This is a genomic window from Psychrobacter sp. C 20.9 (genome assembly GCF_001921765.1).
Lineage (GTDB): Bacteria > Pseudomonadota > Gammaproteobacteria > Pseudomonadales > Moraxellaceae > Psychrobacter > Psychrobacter piscatorii_B.
In genome coordinates this window covers 125,035-143,095 of record NZ_MRYC01000005.1, presented here as the reverse complement: position 1 = coordinate 143,095, position 18,061 = coordinate 125,035, and the positions used below count along the sequence as shown (strand labels likewise).

At 42.8% G+C, this 18,061-nt stretch carries 13 protein-coding genes; 12 read left to right on the top strand and 1 reads right to left on the bottom strand.

Annotation, left to right across the window (positions count from 1 at the left end):
• Positions 1-11 precede the first annotated feature (11 nt).
• The 6 genes from BTW00_RS04940 to BTW00_RS04915 all read left to right on the top strand — a co-directional run bounded on the left by BTW00_RS04940 (position 12) and on the right by BTW00_RS04915 (position 8,094).
• The gene (locus BTW00_RS04940) at positions 12-494 is read left to right on the top strand and encodes a cell division protein FtsL (RefSeq protein WP_075106531.1); all 483 of its coding nucleotides are present in this window, start codon (positions 12-14) and stop codon (positions 492-494) included.
• Positions 491-2,575 carry a penicillin-binding protein 2 gene (locus BTW00_RS04935; RefSeq protein WP_075106489.1) on the top strand — a complete coding sequence of 695 codons (2,085 nt, stop codon included), beginning with the start codon at positions 491-493 and terminating at the stop codon, positions 2,573-2,575. The genes BTW00_RS04940 and BTW00_RS04935 overlap by 4 nt, the downstream gene beginning before the upstream one ends.
• 67 nt (positions 2,576-2,642) lie before the next feature.
• Complete coding sequence (locus tag BTW00_RS04930) at positions 2,643-4,361, top strand: UDP-N-acetylmuramoyl-L-alanyl-D-glutamate--2,6-diaminopimelate ligase (RefSeq protein WP_075106488.1); 1,719 nt, start codon at positions 2,643-2,645, stop codon at positions 4,359-4,361.
• A gap of 83 nt (positions 4,362-4,444) precedes the next feature.
• Positions 4,445-5,893, top strand: coding sequence for a UDP-N-acetylmuramoyl-tripeptide--D-alanyl-D-alanine ligase (gene murF, locus BTW00_RS04925; protein WP_075106487.1), 1,449 nt, complete (start codon positions 4,445-4,447; stop codon positions 5,891-5,893).
• Positions 5,894-5,896: 3 nt separating this feature from the next.
• Entirely contained in the window at positions 5,897-7,015 is a 1,119-nt protein-coding gene (gene mraY / locus BTW00_RS04920; protein ID WP_075106486.1) for a phospho-N-acetylmuramoyl-pentapeptide-transferase, read from the top strand.
• 128 nt (positions 7,016-7,143) lie between these two features.
• The gene (locus BTW00_RS04915; RefSeq protein WP_075106530.1) at positions 7,144-8,094 is read left to right on the top strand and encodes a putative RNA methyltransferase; all 951 of its coding nucleotides are present in this window, start codon (positions 7,144-7,146) and stop codon (positions 8,092-8,094) included.
• Positions 8,095-8,129: 35 nt separating this feature from the next.
• Here the strand turns inward: BTW00_RS04915 and BTW00_RS04910 are convergent, their stop codons facing one another.
• A complete protein-coding gene (locus tag BTW00_RS04910; protein WP_075106485.1) occupies positions 8,130-8,900 on the bottom strand; it encodes a YdcF family protein in 771 nt (256 codons plus the stop codon).
• A gap of 342 nt (positions 8,901-9,242) precedes the next feature.
• On the opposite strand from BTW00_RS04910, the gene BTW00_RS04905 reads away from it, so the two are divergent.
• The 6 genes from BTW00_RS04905 to BTW00_RS04875 all read left to right on the top strand — a co-directional run bounded on the left by BTW00_RS04905 (position 9,243) and on the right by BTW00_RS04875 (position 17,952).
• Entirely contained in the window at positions 9,243-9,551 is a 309-nt protein-coding gene (locus BTW00_RS04905; protein WP_075106484.1) for a hypothetical protein, read from the top strand.
• A gap of 327 nt (positions 9,552-9,878) precedes the next feature.
• Entirely contained in the window at positions 9,879-10,127 is a 249-nt protein-coding gene (locus tag BTW00_RS04900; protein ID WP_075106483.1) for a hypothetical protein, read from the top strand.
• Positions 10,128-10,920: 793 nt separating this feature from the next.
• The gene (locus BTW00_RS04890; RefSeq protein WP_075106481.1) at positions 10,921-13,725 is read left to right on the top strand and encodes an SIR2 family protein; all 2,805 of its coding nucleotides are present in this window, start codon (positions 10,921-10,923) and stop codon (positions 13,723-13,725) included.
• 309 nt (positions 13,726-14,034) lie between these two features.
• A complete protein-coding gene (locus tag BTW00_RS04885) occupies positions 14,035-15,570 on the top strand; it encodes a type I restriction-modification system subunit M (RefSeq protein ID WP_075106480.1) in 1,536 nt (511 codons plus the stop codon).
• Positions 15,560-16,831 carry a restriction endonuclease subunit S gene (locus BTW00_RS04880; RefSeq protein WP_075106479.1) on the top strand — a complete coding sequence of 424 codons (1,272 nt, stop codon included), beginning with the start codon at positions 15,560-15,562 and terminating at the stop codon, positions 16,829-16,831. Before BTW00_RS04885 ends, BTW00_RS04880 begins: the two co-directional genes overlap by 11 nt.
• Positions 16,828-17,952 (top strand): MBL fold metallo-hydrolase, encoded by a 1,125-nt coding sequence (locus BTW00_RS04875; RefSeq protein WP_075106478.1) that lies wholly within the window; start codon positions 16,828-16,830, stop codon positions 17,950-17,952. The genes BTW00_RS04880 and BTW00_RS04875 overlap by 4 nt, the downstream gene beginning before the upstream one ends.
• The last annotated feature ends 109 nt before the right edge of the window (positions 17,953-18,061 follow it).

The following is an 18,061-nucleotide window of genomic DNA, read 5'->3' as shown; positions in this document are numbered from 1 at the left end:
TTGAGATCGTCATGGCAATATCTGACAAACCTGCAAACCGCCGCGCCGCCGCGCCCTATAACACCGATATCGGCGAGCTATTCGTGCGTCGGTTCAATGTGGTGAGCATTTATGTGGTCGTATTACTGCTCTTGGCAGCCGCAATCGTATGGAGCGGCATCAAGACTGCCGAAGCCGTTCAGCAATATCATCAGGATTATAAAACCTTGCAAGACATGAAAAAACAAGAGCGTAAGCTACAAATAGAACATCAGCGTCTATTGATTGAACAGCAAACTTTTAGCGCCACGCCGCAAATCGCCAGTCGTGCAGTGGCGGAATTGGGTATGTACTCACCGACACTAAAGGATAAGCTGATTATTCAGCCTGGTGTCGCCACCGCCTTGGCACCAGTAGTCTTTGATGACGACGATGAGTTAGATTTAGATGTGGTCGGACCACGAGCTTCTACCGATATCTCCCCTGAAGAACCGGTAGCGGAGGCAGGACAATGAGCGACAAAAAACCTAAATCCACACCAGCAAAAAATACCAGCAAAAAACCAGCCAGTGGCAAGGTGACCAAACCATTACGCCGTGCGAGCGCTGCTAAATCTGGACAAACGAGTGATAAAGCGGCAGGCAGTCGTAAAGCCAAATTATTTGATCGTATCAAAAAGAGTGACACGAAAGGGACGCATGCTAGTGCCAGAAACCCAAAGAGTAAAAGAGGATTTTTAGGTAAAGCCTCTGGCGCGTCCTCTCGTGGCGGTTTTGAGCAGGACAAAAACCGCTTTCGTACCGTTTGGGGTTTGGCGCTGGTTATATTGGTGCTATTGATTGGCCGTGCCTACTATATTCAGGTGGCCAACGCGCAGTTTTATCAAGACAAAGGTAACGAGCTCATTACCAGTGAGCGCACGCAAAAATCCTATCGCGGTATGATTACTGACCGTAATGATTTACCACTTGCAGTGAGCGCACCGCTGGCGACCGTGTCATTTAGCCCGCATGATTACGCGAGCGAATACTACGAGCTCAAACGTATTATCTTAACCAACCCTAATAGTCCACAATTGCAGGCGCGTATGCAAAAGCGTTTGGACAATATGGATCTGACGACGCTGGCTGCGGCTGCCAACATCTCTTTCGATGAGCTAAAAAAAGCCACGGCAATCGATGACAGTATTGATGTGACCGATGAAGCAGCAGTCAAAGCGGCGCTGCCGTCTGGTGCAGGCTCGCATTATTTACCCCTTCTCAATAAAGTCACACCTGAGATTGCGCAAAGTGTTAGCTCGCTTGATTTCCCTGGTGTCCATGAGAAAAACTTCTTTCAGCGTTATTATCCGCAGCCGCAATCTAACGCGCAGTTGTTAGGGTTTATGGGGCAAAACGCCAACGACCCTGAGGGTGGTTACGAAGGACGTGCTGGTATTGAGAGCCAGTATGAAAAAGATTTAGCAGGCGACGATGGCAAAGTGCTTGTTTTAAAAGATGCCAAACAAAACAGCTTAAAAGAGATCAAGCAACTTGAGCCTGAGATACCAGGCAAAGATGTGGCGCTGACGATTGATTCGCGGTTGCAATACTTGCTCTACAAAGAGCTAGAAAAAGCAGGGCGTCTGCAAAAAGCGCGCTGGTCGACGGGTATGATCGTCGACGTACAGACTGGTGAAGTGCTGGCGCTCTCCACATGGCCATCATTCAACTCAAACAATCTCAATGAGATGACCGGTGAAAACCAGCGTAACCGTGCGCTATTGGATGTGTTTGAACCAGGTTCGGTGATGAAGCCGTTCACCGTTGCCGCCGCTCTAGATTCAGGCAAATATACGCCGACCACTTTAATTGACACCAATCCTGGCTCAATTCGCGTGCGTGGCTATACCATCCGCGATCATAATAACTTGGGCATGATTAACATGGCGACGCTATTACAGAAGTCTAGTAACGTGGCCTCGACGAAGATTGCGTTGTCGCTACCGCCTGATGCCATTACTAATATGCAACGACAGTTTGGCTTTGGTTCAAAAACACCTTTACAGTTCCCAGGTGAGGGCAGTGGTCTGATTGTGACGCCAAAAGAGAAAGAAACCTCACGCCGTGCGACAGTCAGCTATGGTTATGGTTTACAAGTGACACTAGCGCAGGTAGCGCAGGCTTATTCAGCCCTCGCAGCAGGTGGCGTGATGCACCCGTTGACTTTGATCAAAGATGACAAACCGCAACCAAGCAAACGAATTATGGCGCGCGAGCAGGCGATGTCTATTGTACAGATGCTTGAGAGCGTGACCGAGGCAGGTGGAACAGCTAGAGCCGCCGCCATTGACGGATACCGTGTGGCAGGCAAGACGGGTACCTCGCGCCGTATCAATCCAGAAGGTGGTTACTATACTGATCAGTATCGTAACGTCTTTGCTGGTATGGCACCAGCGTCTAATCCAAAGCTTGTGGGCGTCATGCTTATTGAAGATCCGCGCGGTCAGATTTATGCGGGTCTAACGGTCGCACCTGTGTTCCACAACGTGATGAAAGAAGCGTTACGATTGTATAATGTGCCTTTAGATAAGCCGCTCAAAACAGAACCACAGTAGGCGTTCACTGATTTTAAGTAGTCAGCTCTTTAAGGGCTGATTTGTATTAACTGTTTAGGATTTGCTCATGACCATGCCTACCTTATCGCCAAATAGTGCCACTGTTACGACGGCCACTCTACAGCAGCTTATCGATACTAGCGATAATAGGCTGGCGCAACAGCTAACCGCGATGATCGCAGCATCGGTTCAACAGGCGTCGAGTCAGTCAGGGGCGGATCAGATTCAATCCATTGCTCATATTCCTTTTCAGCAGTTCCAACTAGACAGCCGTCAACTCTCCAATAATGACGTATTCATTCTTTTAAAAAGCCACAATCCAAATTACCAAAAGAGCCGAAATTATTTGCTACAAGCCGCTGAGAAGGCTGCTTTTGTCCTCTCAGAGATGGATCCTGCTGCCTTGATTAGCGAAGCAAATACCCCTCTGAAGATGGATGGTGAGTCTAACGCACAGCAGCAATTAGCAGCGCTGCCGTGCCCAATCTTATACGTTCCTAATATTCGTGATTTCTTAGGCAGCTTAATCCAAGCATATTTGCAATATCAGCAGCCAGTGACGCTGCCAAAGGTAGTCGCTGTCACGGGCACCAATGGTAAAACCACCATCAGTCAATTAGTGGCACAGCTGACCCAATTAACAGGCATGAGCAGTGCAGTGATGGGTACGGCAGGTAATGGTCGCCTTGGCGCTTTGGTGCAAGCCAGCCATACCACTGGAGACGCCTTGGCTGTACAGCAGTTTTTATATCAAATGGGCACCGAAAATGCTGAAATATTGGCATTAGAGGCCAGCTCTCATGGTTTGGATCAGCAGCGTTTACAAGGCGTGCCAGTTAGCATTGCTATTTATACCAATCTGAGTCGTGACCACTTAGACTATCATGCTGATATGGAAGAATACGCGTCTGCCAAAGCCAAGCTGTTTGATAAAGCCCACTTCCCAGATTTGACCCATGCCATCATCAACGTCGATGATGAACATGCTCAGATTATGTTGGATACAGCCACTGCTAGCGACTTGACGGTATGGACGTACAGTCTAGAGCCTGCAACATCTGCTACTTTTGTCGCTGCTGATATCGAGCCAAGTCTACAGGGCGTCAAGATAAGTCTGCGTACTGACTTTAATGATAAAACAGTTGGTGATGAGAAAACGGATATTATCGAGATTGTCAGTCCACTATTAGGGCGCTTTAATGTTGCCAATTTGCTCGCATCGATGGCGGCAGCTGCGGCGCTCGGTGCTAAGTCAGACATCAGTATCGAGCGTATTGCGACGGCTGTTCCTAAGCTACAAGGTGCAGTTGGGCGTATGCAGCGCGTGCCATCGAATGATGGCTGTTTTATCGTTGATTATGCGCATACGCCAGATGCCTTACGTCAAGTGCTGGCGAGCCTGAAAACTCACTGTAAAGGCCAGCTATGGGCAGTGTTTGGTTGTGGCGGCGATCGTGATGCAGGTAAGCGCCCACTGATGGCGCAAGCGGGCCTCACAGGTGCTGATCAAGTTGTCTTGACCGCTGACAATCCACGTACCGAAGACCCTAATGCCATCTTACAGGATATGCAGGCTGGGATGAGTGCTGAGCAATATCAGCGTACACATATAGAACCTGCTCGCCAAAAGGCCATTGAATATGCCGTGAGTCAGGCAGGTCCAGACGATATCGTCGTCATCGCTGGTAAAGGCCACGAGACCTATCAAGAGATTAACAACGTCCGTTATGATTTTGATGACCGTGTTATTCTGCAGCAGGCGTTAGCGCAATCTGGCCGTATATAGTCGATTGACTATCAATACGCTTATTATCAAAAAATTAATCATTGAATATAAAAATGAAGTAGTCATTATATAAGGTAACCATTATGACAGCCGACCACGATAACACCATCCAGTCGCAAGGGCTTTATGTCTGGCAAATGGATAATATGCTCGCAGCGACAGCATCGCTCGATAGTCATTGGCAGTTGCCACAAGACTATGCAGATGCAGGGCAGGCATCATTAGCCAGTCAGCGTATTGCGACCGACACCCGTACGATAAAACCTGGTGATATCTTTTTGGCGTTAAGTGGTCAGAATTTCGATGGTCATGACTATATTGACATGGCCGCATCAAAAGGTGCCATCGCAGCCGTCGTGTCTCGTCCTACCTTATCTGAGTCAAATGCGATTCCGCAGCTGGTTGTCAGTGATACCCGTTTGGCGTTAGGGCAGCTGGCCAGTTATCGTCGTCAGCAGCATAAAGATCTGACCGTGATTGCGATTACTGGCTCTAGTGGTAAAACCACCTGCAAAGAAATGCTAGGTAGCATTTTTGGTCGTTTGGCACCGACACTAATTACTCGTGGTAACCTCAATAATGATTTGGGTGTGCCAATGATGCTGCTTGAGTTATCAGACCATCATCGCTATGCCATTTTAGAGTTAGGTGCCAACCACATTGGTGAGATCGCCTATACGACTGAGATTGTGCGCCCTGATGTGGCCTGTATCCTAAATATTGGTACGGCTCATCTGGGTGAGTTCGGTAGCCGTGAAGGTATTTGCCAAACCAAGGCGGAGATTTATCACACCTTAACGGATGCGCAGTTTGCGATTGTTCCTGATAAAGACGATTTTACCAATCAGTTACGCCGCATTGCTGAAAAGCACACGTCACATGTGATTGGGTTTGGTAATACCGATGTCAGCGCGAGCCATTTAGATGTAGAGCCAGAGCGTAGTGAGTTTAAGCTACATATCGGTAATCAGATTCATGATATCAACTTGCCATTAGCAGGCGAACACAATGTCAATAATGCTTTGGCTGCTGCAGCCTGTGCGCATGCGCTAAACATTGAGGTAAGCGACATTGTTATTGGGCTTGAAAATGCACGCCCAGCCAAAGGTCGTCTGAACAGTCAGATACTGGGTAAGCACCGCCTTATTGATGATACGTACAATGCCAACCCACACTCAGTACGTGCCGCTGCCAAAGTATTGGCTGCACAAACGGGTACGCAAGTGATGGTGTTGGGTGATATCGGCGAGCTAGGAGAGGCGGCAGTTAGTGAGCATCAAAGCCTCGGCCGTACGATCGCGACCACAGGTATCGATGTGCTGCTCTGTGTTGGCGACTATGCCAAGGCCACCGTTGCTGGTGCGAAAGAGGTTGCTGATATCAATGCTCATGCATTCTCAGACAAAGACAGTTTATTACAGTATTTACAGCCGTATTTGCAAGCGCAACAAGCTAAGCCTTGTACTGTGTTATTCAAAGGCTCGCGTTCCATGACAATGGAAACACTTATTCATGCGCTAGTAGAGGAGTAGGCGGTGTTAGTTTGGTTGTTTGGCTGGCTTGGCCAGTATTATACGCCGTTTTCTGCGGTTTCTTCGTTGACATTGCGAGCGCTGCTTGCGGTGGTCACTGCCCTCGCATTTAGTATGTTTTTTGGCGGGCGTGTCATTCAGCACCTGCGGTCACTCAAATACGGTCAGGCCATTCGCAATGATGGGCCTCAATCGCATTTGGTCAAGACTGGCACGCCAACCATGGGCGGGGTATTGATTCTCAGTGCTATTGGGGTATCGACTCTATTATGGGCACGTTTGAACAATCCTTATGTGTGGATTTTGCTCGTTGTTATGGTGATCTTCGGTGCTGTAGGGTGGGCGGATGATTGGCTCAAAATCAAGTATAAAGATCCCAAAGGTCTGATTGCGCGAAAGAAATATTTTTGGTTGTCGATGGGCGCATTATTCGTCGGCGTCTCTTTATACTACATCGCCACACTACAGCCGGATATCAACACCACTCGCGAGATGCAGGACTTGTTGATACCGATCTTTAAAGATTGGATGATTCCATTTTCGGCAGTACCTTTTGGTATTGGTTTTATTATCTTTACCTACTTTGTGATCAATGGTGCGTCCAATGCGGTTAACTTAACCGATGGCCTAGATGGCTTGGCAATCCTACCAGTAGTGCTTGTCGCAGCAGGCTTGGGTGCGATGGCTTATGTGTCAGGCGATGTGCGCTTTGCGGATTATTTGCATGTTCCGTACATTCCCTATAATTCTGAAGTCATTATCGTTTGTGGCGCCATGGTCGGGGCAGGTCTTGGCTTTTTATGGTTCAATGCGCATCCTGCACAAGTATTTATGGGTGATGTGGGCGCGTTGGCACTGGGTGCGATGCTCGGTACGATTGCCGTGATGACGCGACAAGAGATTGCCTTTGCCATTATGGGTGGTCTATTTGTCGCTGAAGCACTATCAGTAATGCTGCAAGTTGGCTCTTATAAATTGCGCAAAAAACGCGTTTTCCGTATGGCTCCGCTACATCATCATTTTGAAGAAATTGGCTGGAAAGAAACGCAAGTGGTGACGCGGTTTTGGATTATCGCCATCATTCTCGTCATCCTTGGGCTAATGACCTTGAAGCTGCGTTAGAAAAACAAGCCTCAAACATACCTAACTTTCCTGCTTAGAAGCCATCTCGATGATTATTGAGGTGGCTTTTTATCGTCTAAGCAACGCGAAATTTGTTAAAATGTGGGTCATATTGCTATGACTTTGAGATACCTGTGTCCTTATTTATTTGCCCACTTTGCCAGTCGCCACTACAGCCTGCCGCAGATACTTGGCGCTGTGACGGTAGTTTGCACCCCAAGCAAACCTCACACCCTTTTGATGTGGCTCGCCAAGGTTACGTCAACCTGCTGCCTGTACAGCAGAAGAAATCAAAAGCACCTGGCGACAGTCAAGAATCTATCAATGCCCGCAAGCGATTTTTGAACCATGGTCACTATGGGCCGTTACAGAATCTGATTAGCCAAAAGATGGCAGCGCTACTGTCAAAAAGTGAGGCCATAGAGGCGCAAAATACCAAGTCTGTGAATTGGCTTGATATTGGCTGCGGCGAAGGCTACTACACGCAAGCAATGGCACAACTGGGCTCAGGTATTATTGATAACTTACTCGCAGCGGATATCAGCAAACCTGCATTGGTGGAATTGGCTAAAGTGAGTAAAGCGGCAGGTCGTCTTTGGTATCAGCGCAATAATACTAACGCTGCCAAAACAACGGTGATTTATCCGCTAGTGACCAGCGCCGCACATCTACCGTTACGCTCTCATAGTGTGACGGGTATTAGCAGTATTTTTAGTCCTATTTTGCCTGAAGCGTTCGCTGAGGTATTGGCCGATGATGGTTATTTAATCATTGCCAAACCAGATGCCGGACACTTGGCGACGATGCGAGATGCCTTATTTGATGATGTGCGTGAGCATGATTCTGATAAGTTTTTACACGAGTTGGCGCCATACTTTACTTTGATGGGGACTGACCATGTTAGTACAGAGATGACATTATCAGCGGATGATTTGGCTGATTTAATGACCATGACCCCGTATGCCTACCGCGCACGTAGTGAAAAAAGACAAGCGTTGCTGACAGCAGTAGAGAAAGCATCATTCAAAACAGAGGCAAAATTCGTGGTTTATATTTTGCAAAAAAAGGCGTCCAGTTGAGCGCCTTGTAATATTTTTGTTACGGCATCTGCCGATTAGTATTCTTGTAGTAGCCAACCGCTACCAAAGGCAAAATACTCTCGAAACCATGCATTGTAGCGAATAGACAGTGGGGTTGGGCTGGCGAGTGTAATTGGTTGCGTATAACCTTGATGGAGGGCAATGGCGGCTGCGCGGATGGTATGAAAGTCGCTGGTGACAATCGCAATCGGTACCTCTTTATCAATACCATGCTGTTCAAGTATGATTTGGCTGTACGCCAAATTCTCCTCAGTACTGGTGCTTTTTCCTTCTTGATAGATACGATCTAGTGGAATGTCATGTGCTTGCTGCAAGTACGTCGCCATGATGTCCGCCTCACTGCGCGTGTGCTCATAGCCCACACCGCCACTCGTAATAATGAGCGCCTGTGGCTGCTGCTCGATCAGTGTTGCTGCCGTATCCAAGCGACTAGCTAAGGTAGGGGTCGGCTTGCCATCGACCGTCCCAGAACCGAGTACAATAATAGCTGCTACAGGTGGCAAATATTGTTTGCCCTGGGCAATCTGCTGCTGCAATGAATAAACAAAGAGCAAAAAGCTGGCGAGCCATAACCCAAACGCTAGCCACAATCCGTACCAAATACGTCGCAGTAAAGGATTTTTCGCAATCGAGTGAGCACCTAGTCCATGCCCTACAAAAACCACGCCTATCAAAAAAGGCAGCACTGTACCAAAATTAACCTTATCAACAGCCATCAAGGTAACGCAGTCGATAATGAGTATTGCCCCAATTACAGTTAATAAAACACGTAATAACCCACACATAAATTTGTTATCCAATCAGCGCTGATAGAAGAGTTGAGCTGTGTATAGTTGTTAGATGCTAAGCGCTATAAATTCTTTGTACGGCTGCCAAAAGCATCATACATAGGCTGATGGGTTCAGTCGATACCCAACTAGTAGTACAACTCTGTAGCTTTCTACCGCCTAATGTGTAAATGCGCTTAGTAGTGGTAACAATCGCAACCTTTCTTCAAGTTTCATAAAGCTACTTAATACGAGAACCAGTTATCATTTTCTTTGTCGATAGAGCGATGCTTTATCGTGATACTTCATAAGGTATCTTTAATCATCATTTATTAATATGAATTACATTAGGAAAAAACAATGAAAAAGATAATAGTAAGTTCGATTCTAGCCGCTACCGCTTGTTTATCTATGGTTAGTCAAGCCAACGCTGCACCTGACTACTCAAAGTCTCATGCCGCTCAAGTACAACACCAAAAACATGGTAACAAAGCAGATAGCAAGGCAGATAGTAAGCATAAAGTTGTCAAAAATAAGGCAAAGGTATCACAGCAAAAAGCAAAAATAGTGGCTGCCAAGCATAAAGCACAAGAAAAGCATCAAGACAAATATCAGGGCAAATATAAAAACGATAAACAAAGCAAAAACGACTACAGACACCGCTCTTAAAAGTGATATCTGATTATTTAAAAATGACGCCCTAAGTAGGCGTCATTTTTATGTGCAATGGTTTGGCTAGTAGTTGTGATATATCCGGTCTTGTGTCTCTACTTGAAGAGATGTTACGGTCTAGCAGATATGCAAAACGCTCACACCTTAACGTTTCTTAAACTTTCATCAAGCTACTTAACATAGGAACTGGCTATGATAAGAGGCAGTATTAACATCGTCTGCGCGCGCTAGTTATCTCAAGTAGTGCTTTTCAATCAAACCAGTGATGTTAAATATTCATTGACTGTCCTAAATAATCATCTTAAAAATCGACTGAGAGCGCCCATGAGACAAACCTTGTTCGTACTATTTATCACCTTATTCAGTGTAATAGGCTACTCAGCCAACGCGATGGTACCAAGCATTGCTTTTGCAGAAGCAGTAAACGCGACTCCAAAACCAGTCATGTCTGCTGAAACGAAAAAAATCAGACGAGACTGCCGCATAAATTTGGGGTTGAACAAGTTACATATGAATCTAAGTGACAGTGAAAAAGAAGCAATAAAGAGATGTATGGGCAGTAAACAGCTGTAGGTTTAGATATTAGCAGCAATAGAGCAGTGATATGAGCCAGCAATATTCTTTATTGGTGGTTTTTTTTTTGATAGATAGGATAAAAATCACCATTCAGGCAGCATTAGACGATCAGACTGACAGTCTTACTGTTAAGGTGTCTGAATTTTATTTAGGATAGAGTAGGACAGCACAGAAAAACTAGTGCGTTTCTCAGAATAGATAAGATTGGCGGTGAAGGAGGAAGTCAATCTTTTATTATAAGTATTTGATTTAATTGTTTTTGTAATAGTAATATACTGTATTAGACCAGCAAATAGACCAACAGCGTTATAGTATTGGATATAAGGTAAGTAATAAGATTTACATTATAGATTTTTGTAACTAAATATTTCTACGTGGTTATATGATTTCAAACATATACTATCACTAAAAAAGAGTTTTCAGTTGTTTGAGTTTCTTTTTTTGTTTCATCGCTTAAACCTTCTGATATTGCTTGCCACCACGCTTAATAAAGCAAATAACCCCTTCACCTCTATGTATACTAGCATAAGCATCATGGTTGCTAAGGCACGGCTCGTGGTTAATGTTGCACATACATTGGTGGTTTTCATTATGGAGGTGCTACATGCGAAGGAAGCCTAGCAATCGTAGGCATGGCGACGGCTTTTTCGTTGCGGCCTTGCCTTCACTACAAAGCCGCGCATGCTGCGGGCGTTATACGGTATCGCAAGAGTAACCGTTTTAGACCCAAAGTGGGTATTAAGGCTTACTCCGAATTTAATTAACTGTTAAGAAGCAAAGGGGATTTAGAATGCACCTGCACAATGTACATATTAAAAATATTAGGCAAGCTAATGAAGAAGATAGATTAGCTATATTTGTTGGTGCAGGTGTATCAAAAAGCTCTGATACTGATTATATAAGCCTGCCTTCGTGGAGCGATCTAATAAGTGAGCTCAAATCAGATTTAGCAATAACTGAAGAGCTAGATTATTTAAAGCTAGCTCAACTCCATTATCTTGAGTTTGGAGAGCAGAAATATAACCAAACATTGAAAAAGTATTTTCCTGAAGACATCGCTCCATCGAGTTTACATCGCACGATTTTGAAAATAAACCCACGCGTAATAATCACCACCAACTGGGACTGCGTCATTGAAAATGCAATAGAGCAGGAAGGCTATCTATACGATAAGATATGTACAGACAAGGACTTAGTCAGTTCAACCAGTCCGAATAAGTTTATAAAAATCCATGGTGATTTCAAAAATCATAATATAGTTTTCAAAGAAGATGATTACCTCAACTATTCAAGAAATTTTCCACTTATAGAGAATTACATCAAGTCTATATTCTCCACACATACTGTTCTGTTCTTAGGGTATTCCTATAACGACATTAACCTTAAACACATAATGAAATGGATACAAAGCCATTCCTCTTCAGTCCCACCTATGTATCTGGTAAATTTCAGAATGGACAAACCTCAAGAAAGCTACTTGAAAAATCATGGGGTTACCACATTAGTTCTAGATAGCCAAAGCTATTCTGTTGTTGAGTTTCCACATTTAGAGGAAAAATCAGCGCTTACACAGTCTTTTTTAACATCAATAATTAAAGACGATAGGGCAGTGTATACAGACGATGAACAGGAAGTTATCAATTTTGTATACGACCGTATAAAGCATCTAAAGCAACAAAATGTAATAAGTCACAATCAAATAAAAAGAGCAGTAACCAACTGCGGATTTCGTTACGATAACGATGGATTAAGTATATTTGAGCTATTCGAATCTAAAGGAGTATTGACTACAGACTACAGCGACACTACCAGGCTGATTCACGAAAAATTCTTGGAAATTCTTATTCGTATAGAATCACTCAGCGTAGACGAAAAAAAGGAGTTTTATCGAAGAAACGCTAAGCTCACAAACATCTTTCATATATTATCTTTAGCTAATATCAAGGGTGTTATCTTACCCGATGTAAATGAAAGAGGACAAGCTACGTACTTTGTGAACGAGAAAATTGATTCATCTCAAAATACAGAGCAACAAGACCGAGAGCACATCTCTTTCGCAGCATGCGAATGTAAAAGCCATGACTTTATAAAATCTTTGTCATCAGAATCTTATGAAAGCTATAAGTGTAACGAGTATGAATTGGCATTTAAGAAAAACTCTGAACTTATTCAGGCCTGTAAAAAGCACCGAATATACTCAATGTTATTAATAGCACTTTTTAACAAAAACTCTATTTTGTGGCATTTAAAATACTCCTTTGCTACAGAACAGAAAAGTAAGTTTGAAAAGGAAGTTGAAGTAGAGCTTCAAGATGAGTTTTTTAAATTCCCAAGATCAGAGATAAAAAAGAATCAAGTCTTATATGATTTTTTATCCTTGCACTCTGTACATCAGAAAGCATATGAAACCTCACAAAAAATACTTAATCTCACAAAAACGGTTAAAAGTATAAAGGCGGGGGGAATAAGTTTTAGTAATAATGCCGATGAACCAACTTCCACGCACATTAACCTGCTAACCTTCGCTTTGAAAAATCATATCATGATTGATCAATATGCACCTTACGAAGCAGTAATGAGAGACTTTGTGAAGATTACTATACTTCGTCAATCAGTAAAAAATAAAGTAATACTTAATCAGTATGAAGTTTACTCTGCTATCCAATTTTACTCCTCAAAAGAACTGCAGTCAGAGCTTAGCGTATTCTTCAAAAATGAGGATTCCACTCAACTTTGTTTAGAAGCTAATGATGAGTGTACAGAATGGATTGTTTCTACGGTTTTGCCAAACTTAACAGATCGATTAATACAAGATCGAAGTTTATTCAACGGCCATGAAACTAAATTTGTAAACTGTGTGAAAATACTTGCAGTACTTGATTTAAAAGATGATTATATTTCAAAAGTCATGAATAAGTTTTCCCAAATAATTGGTAGTAGTTCAACAACTATAGGGATTTATGAGGCAATAAGTGAATTTTTAGCACACCAACATAATTTATTTGAGCGTGAGATCGAAACTGAAGTTTTGATAAATATATTAAATACCGTAATCGACAAAATTATTTCCAAAACAGCCCATGGTTGGGATCAGCATGCGGTACTCAATGGATCTATAGGTAATTTATACGGTTATATTGGGGTGGTAAAAGGCGAATATACTGATAAGGACCGAGTCCGCCGGCTGGTGTCTGAACTTGAAACTTACAAACTAGAAGATCAACGTAAGTTTTCGAGCTCTTTGCTTTACAGCATCTTTAATATCTCGAACGCTGATGTTCGAAATATTATTAAGAAATTCATTGAGGGCGTCATTTCTCAACCCAAAGCAAAAGGCATAGATGATTGGGAATTTGAACTTTGGTCAGTCGCGGTGGGTTTTAAAGATTTTGAGACAGAAGTTGTTACGAGGCTAGATGAATATTTGGAACAGTTTCGTGATGGAAAAATGTTTTCATCACAGCTATATTCACTCAAAAGCTTAACTCAATATTTAGTAGATAAGAAAGGAATTGACACGCTAGCAGGGCTAAACAAAGAGTTAGGCGATCTAATAGATCAGCATAAATACCGCCCCAACTTTTCATCAATTTAAGTATGCGCAGAAATAGAGATAAAGTTAAGCGTTAGATCAGCGCCGTTGTCTAGGTTTGGCGACAGACTATCTAAAGCTTATCGGGAGAGTCAAATTTTCAACAAAGCCTGATTCTAATTGTTTTTCAAATGCCCGCCCTTGGCCGTATATGTCCAGTAGGAAGTAGGTTCAAGTATCGTATAACAAGGTGCTGCTGCCGGACAGTTTTACCGCTGCGCTCCGAAATTGCCGCAGAGAGCGGCGTTATGGTAATCCCCCTAATTAACCCTCATAAAAATTCACGCCTTCTAAAGTATCTAGGACTAATAAATGCCTGCCAGTACCACTAATAATATTAGCAAAATCAATCAAGACGATATCAACAAAGCCGTATGGAACGCCTGCGACACCTTTCGCGGGGTTATCAGCGCCGACACCTATAAAGACTTTATCTTGACCATGCTGTTTCTCAAGTACTTATCAGACGTTTACCGCGATGAGTACATCAAGCTGGTCGAGCAGTTTGGCGACAACCCTGAACTGATCCACGCAATGATGTCCAAGCAGCGTTTTGTCTTGCCTGAAGGCGCAAGCTTTTGGGATTTATACGAGCAGCGTCATCAGCCGGGGAATGGACAGCGCATCGACGAGGCGCTACATGCAATTGAAGAAGCCAACGGCACCAAGCTCAAAAATGTCTTCCAAGATATCAGCTTTAACACAGATAAATTAGGTCAAGAAAAGCAAAAGAATGAGCTACTACGCCATTTATTAGAAGACTTTGGCAAAGACATTCTCAATCTAAGTGCTGAGCGTGTCGGTAGCCTCGACGTGATTGGCAATGCTTACGAATACTTAATCAAGCACTTTGCGGCAAGTAGTGGCGCGACGGCTGGCGAGTTCTACACACCGCCTGAAGTATCTAACTTACTAGCGACTATCCTTGAGCCAAGTGAGGGTGATGAGATATGTGATCCTGCCTGCGGTTCGGGGTCGCTACTCATCAAGTGCGGGGCAATGGTACGCAAAAACTCAAATTCCAAGAAGTATGCGCTATACGGTCAAGAAGCCATTGGCTCGACATGGGCACTGGCCAAGATGAATATGTTCCTACACGGTGAGGACAACCACCGTATCGAGTGGGGCGATACCATCCGTAATCCGCTGCTATTAGGTAGTGACGGCAAGCATTTATTACATTTCGATGTGGTGACCGCCAACCCACCGTTTTCACTGGATAAATGGGGTCATGAGGATGCCAGCAGCGATCTCTATGGTCGCTTCCATCGCGGTGTCCCGCCCAAGACTAAGGGCGACTATGCCTTTATCAGCCATATGATCGAAACGCTCAAACCTGCGACTGGCCGTATGGGTGTGGTTGTACCACACGGCGTGCTGTTCCGTGCATCAAGTGAAGGCAAAATCCGTCAGCAACTCATCGAAGAAAACCTACTCGATACGGTGATTGGCTTACCCGAAAAGCTGTTCTTTGGGACGGGTATTCCAGCCGCTATTCTACTGTTTAAAAAGAACAAAACGGATGACACAGTATTGTTCATCGATGCCAGCAATGAGTTTAAATCAGGTAAAAACCAAAATCAGCTCACTGAAGACAATATTGCTAAAATCATTGAGACGTATAAAGCGCGGGAAAGCGTGGATAAATACGCTTACCTTGCAACCTTTGATGAAATTAAAGAAAACGACTATAACCTAAACATTCCACGCTATGTCGATACGTTTGAGGAAGAGGCGGAGATTGATCTGGACGCGGTGCGTACTGAGCGTCTTGAATTGAAGGCTGAACTAGAAAGCCTAGAAGTTGAGATGGTAGGGTTTTTAAAGGAGTTGAGTTATGAAATATAAACACTTTGAAAATCTACCTAACAATTGGAATTTAGATAAATTTGAGAACCTATCAAAAATAACATGTGGAGTAGCGGCAACACCTGAGTATGTTGATGAAAATGTAGGTGTACCTTTCTTCTCAGCAAGTAATGTACAGAAGGGTTTATTGTATACAAAAAAGGTTAAATATATACCAAGAGAGCTACATGAGCGACTAACGAAAAATACGAAACCAGCATTTGGCGATGTATTAATGACTCGTGTAGGTGCGGGAATAGGTGAGACTGCAATTGTAGACGTTAAATATGATTTTAGTGTCTATGTTAGCCTTACTCTAATTAAGCCTAATAAAAAATTGAATAGCAATTATTTAAAATATGTTTTGAATACTGATTATTATCGGTATTTAGCTGTTCGAGAGCAGTTTGCCGGTGGTGGTGTTCAGAATCTAAACGTACAAATGGTGAAGAATTATCTTATAGCAGTTCCACCTCTCCCAGAACAACAAAAAATCGCCAAAATCCTATCGACTTGGGATAAAGCGATTAACACCACCGAGCGTTTGATTGAGAATAGTACCCAGCAGAAAAAAGCCTTGATGCAGCAATTGCTGACGGGTAAAAAGCGTTTGCTTGATGAGTCGGGGAAAAGGTTTGAGGGTGAGTGGGAGAGCCTAACCATTGGTGATGTTGTTGAGTTATTTAATGGCTATGCTTTCAAAAGTAGCGATGCTTTAGAAAAAGGTTATAAGTGGTTAAAAATAGCTAACGTAGGTATAGGTGAAATAAAGTGGGATAATTCAAGTTACTTACCAGAGGGCTATAAGGATGAATATAATAGGTTTAATCTCAAGGTAGGCGATGTTGTTGTTGCTATGACACGCCCAACATTAGGCAATCAACTGAAAATTGCAAGATTAAAAAACAAAGCTGATGAATCGCTCTTAAATCAACGAGTAGCTAAACTATTATTTTCTGAAAAAGTTAGCAGTGAATATATGTACCAGTTGCTATCAACGATAGAGGTAGCTCTTAAGCTTAACCATGCTTTGCTAGGGACAGATCCACCGAACTTAAGCACAAAAGTGCTTCATGAAATTAGTATGGAGTTACCACCATTAATTGAGCAACAAAAAATTGCTACCGTATTAACGAATGCCGATAAAGAAATTGAGTTGCTTGAGCAGCAATTGGCTGATTTGCAGCAAGAGAAAAAGGCGTTGATGCAGGTGTTGTTGACGGGTAAGAAAAGGGTGGTGGTTGATGGGGATAATCTATGACCATTCGTACGTTTCACCCTGTAGGGCAAGGTGCTTTTTATTCAGAACGCCACAGCGACTTCAATATTGTGTATGACTGTGGAACTATGTCTCCAAAAAAAGCAAGACCTGTAGTTGAAGATGCATTTAAAGATGAAGTGGTAGATGTTCTTTTTATATCGCATTTCGATAAAGATCATATTTCATCCATACCTGATCTAAAAAAATCAGCAACAAAGATTAAAGTAGTTGTTCTTCCACTTTTAAATAATCAGCAAAGGAACTTGTTATTAAACTTCTATAGTAAATTTTCAGTAGATCTGAAGGATATAATTAATAACCCTGAATCTTATTTTGATTCTGATACCACTATAGTCCGGATTCAACCTACAATTAATACTTTTGATCCTGAAAGACAATTTGATCCCCGTGACTTAAGGGAGTTAATAAATAACAATTCAAGTGAATCAATTGAAATTGAAAGCGGTACTCCTTTGACTATTACATCAACTGCTGGTATGGAAACAATAAGATGGTGTTTTATTCCTTATAATTATGAAGATAAAGTACGTAGAATTGAAGTAGATCGAGAGTTAAGTAGAGCACGTATCAGTACAAGTACATTGATGAACGATCCTAACTATACTCTTAGCAACTTAGAAAATACTACTCTCAAGAATAAGATGAAAACCATTTACAATAAGCTGCAAGGGAAAATCAATGAAAATTCTATGCTGTTATATTCAGGTCCAGATTTATTTAACGACCTGAGAAAATGTCAGTACTTTCATTTATCTCATCATAAAACATTACTTATCAATTCAAAATTTTGCTATACATGCCTTTGTATGTCTGGCTGCATTTATACAGGTGATAGCGACTTCAAATGCTTTAAATTAAAAGACATATACGCGGGCTATGTCGACTGTGTCGATATTATTCAAGTACCACATCATGGATCAAAGTATGATTTTGATCTGCAAGCGCTTGAAGGTTTTAGTAGAACGATTATGCCTGTTTCTCATAGAACTACTTCAAGCAAACATCCTGATGCAGAAGTTGTTAAAGAGTTGACTATAAACGGATTTCATGTAATTTCCATTAATGAAAATACGAATTCTGAATTTAGACAGTTTATTTAGTTGATCACTCTACTTGTCTAGTGGAGTAACAAAAGATCTGCCCAAAATTGCCCTGAAGATAAACAAGCAGATACAGCGTAGTGTTAGATTTGCTACCCTGATGACACAA

Excerpts from the sequence above, each read along its gene's own strand:
- BTW00_RS04930 (WP_075106488.1), top strand. The coding sequence starts at position 2,643 with ATGACCATGCCTACCTTATCGCCAAATAGTGCCACTGTTACGACGGCC.
- murF (WP_075106487.1), top strand. The coding sequence starts at position 4,445 with ATGACAGCCGACCACGATAACACCATCCAGTCGCAAGGGCTTTATGTC.
- BTW00_RS04885 (WP_075106480.1), top strand. The coding sequence starts at position 14,035 with ATGCCTGCCAGTACCACTAATAATATTAGCAAAATCAATCAAGACGAT.
- BTW00_RS04905 (WP_075106484.1), top strand. The coding sequence starts at position 9,243 with ATGAAAAAGATAATAGTAAGTTCGATTCTAGCCGCTACCGCTTGTTTA.
- BTW00_RS04935 (WP_075106489.1), top strand. The coding sequence starts at position 491 with ATGAGCGACAAAAAACCTAAATCCACACCAGCAAAAAATACCAGCAAA.
- BTW00_RS04880 (WP_075106479.1), top strand. The coding sequence starts at position 15,560 with ATGAAATATAAACACTTTGAAAATCTACCTAACAATTGGAATTTAGAT.
- BTW00_RS04890 (WP_075106481.1), top strand. The coding sequence starts at position 10,921 with ATGCACCTGCACAATGTACATATTAAAAATATTAGGCAAGCTAATGAA.
- BTW00_RS04900 (WP_075106483.1), top strand. The coding sequence starts at position 9,879 with ATGAGACAAACCTTGTTCGTACTATTTATCACCTTATTCAGTGTAATA.
- BTW00_RS04910 (WP_075106485.1), bottom strand. The coding sequence starts at position 8,900 with ATGTGTGGGTTATTACGTGTTTTATTAACTGTAATTGGGGCAATACTC.
- BTW00_RS04940 (WP_075106531.1), top strand. The coding sequence starts at position 12 with ATGGCAATATCTGACAAACCTGCAAACCGCCGCGCCGCCGCGCCCTAT.
- BTW00_RS04875 (WP_075106478.1), top strand. The coding sequence starts at position 16,828 with ATGACCATTCGTACGTTTCACCCTGTAGGGCAAGGTGCTTTTTATTCA.